Raw genomic sequence first — 873 nt, 5'->3', positions numbered from 1 at the left:
GTTGGTTAATATTTGTTGTTGTTTCCGTATTGATTCTTTATAGATTTCACTGGGTATTGCATTGATGGTCCGGTGTACTTTCTCGGTATTGTAATAGCCAATGTAAAACTTGATGTTTCCGTGTAGCTCCAACCCGTCATTTGCGGGGTTGAGATAGATATACTGATGCTTGAGTGTCCTCCAGAATCGCTCGATCCATCTGTTGTCGGTCGCCCTCCCTTACCGTCCATGGAGACCTTTATGTCATTGTGCTCAACGGCACTTGTCCATTTATGGGAAGTGAACTGTGTTCCCAGATCGGAGTTGATGATCTCCGGCTTTCCGTGTTTTCTTACCGCATCCTCGAACACATCGACACAGTGTTGTGCCCCCAGACTGTTGGAAATGCCCCAGCCAACTATCTTTCTTGAATGTACATCGATAATGGCCGTACAGTACATAAATCCCTTGGACATTGGAATGTAGGTGATATCGATGCTCCATACTTGGTTCGCCCTATTGATATCCAGATTGCGCAATAGATAAGGTCTCTTGTATTATGTAAGGCCCAATTTGCTCAAGTACTTTTTGGGGTAAAGTGTCCTGTGGCCCATCTTTCTGAGCAACCGTCTTGCCCTTTTATGGTTGATCCTATACCCCTTGCCCGCCAACATGTTCACCATGGACAGCACCCCTTCTGCGGGGAATGTGGCCGCATGTCTGTCCATCAGTTCCATGATCTTCAGGTTTTCTGGTGATTCGCCCAATGGTCGGTAATACAGGCTTGAACTGGGGACTGAACTTTCTTCGTTTTCCTTTCATAATCTCGGTTAAATTTAAACTTTCGTTTTTTAACCAAGCAACTGGTCTAGTTTTCGGGGAGCATTACAGATT

The 873-nt window shown here is 45.1% G+C and carries 2 protein-coding genes and 1 pseudogene; all 3 read right to left on the bottom strand.

The annotated features are described in order from the left end of the window. Positions 1-159: hypothetical protein (locus E4661_RS19700; RefSeq protein WP_417936422.1), on the bottom strand; the 159-nt coding region annotated here is incomplete at its 3' end. A 71-nt stretch (positions 160-230) separates the two neighbouring features. Next, positions 231-518: pseudogene (locus E4661_RS19695) on the bottom strand (transposase); the annotation flags it as partial. An 18-nt stretch (positions 519-536) separates the two neighbouring features. Next, on the bottom strand, positions 537-716 hold the full coding sequence (locus E4661_RS18950; protein ID WP_168796449.1) for an IS3 family transposase: 180 nt from the start codon (positions 714-716) through the stop codon (positions 537-539). Positions 717-873: the final 157 nt, after the last annotated feature.

The sequence above is a fragment of the Flagellimonas onchidii genome, from assembly GCF_004804315.1.
Lineage (GTDB): Bacteria > Bacteroidota > Bacteroidia > Flavobacteriales > Flavobacteriaceae > Flagellimonas > Flagellimonas onchidii.
Note: the sequence above shows the minus strand (reverse complement) of the source record. Positions and strands in the feature narration are given on the sequence as shown.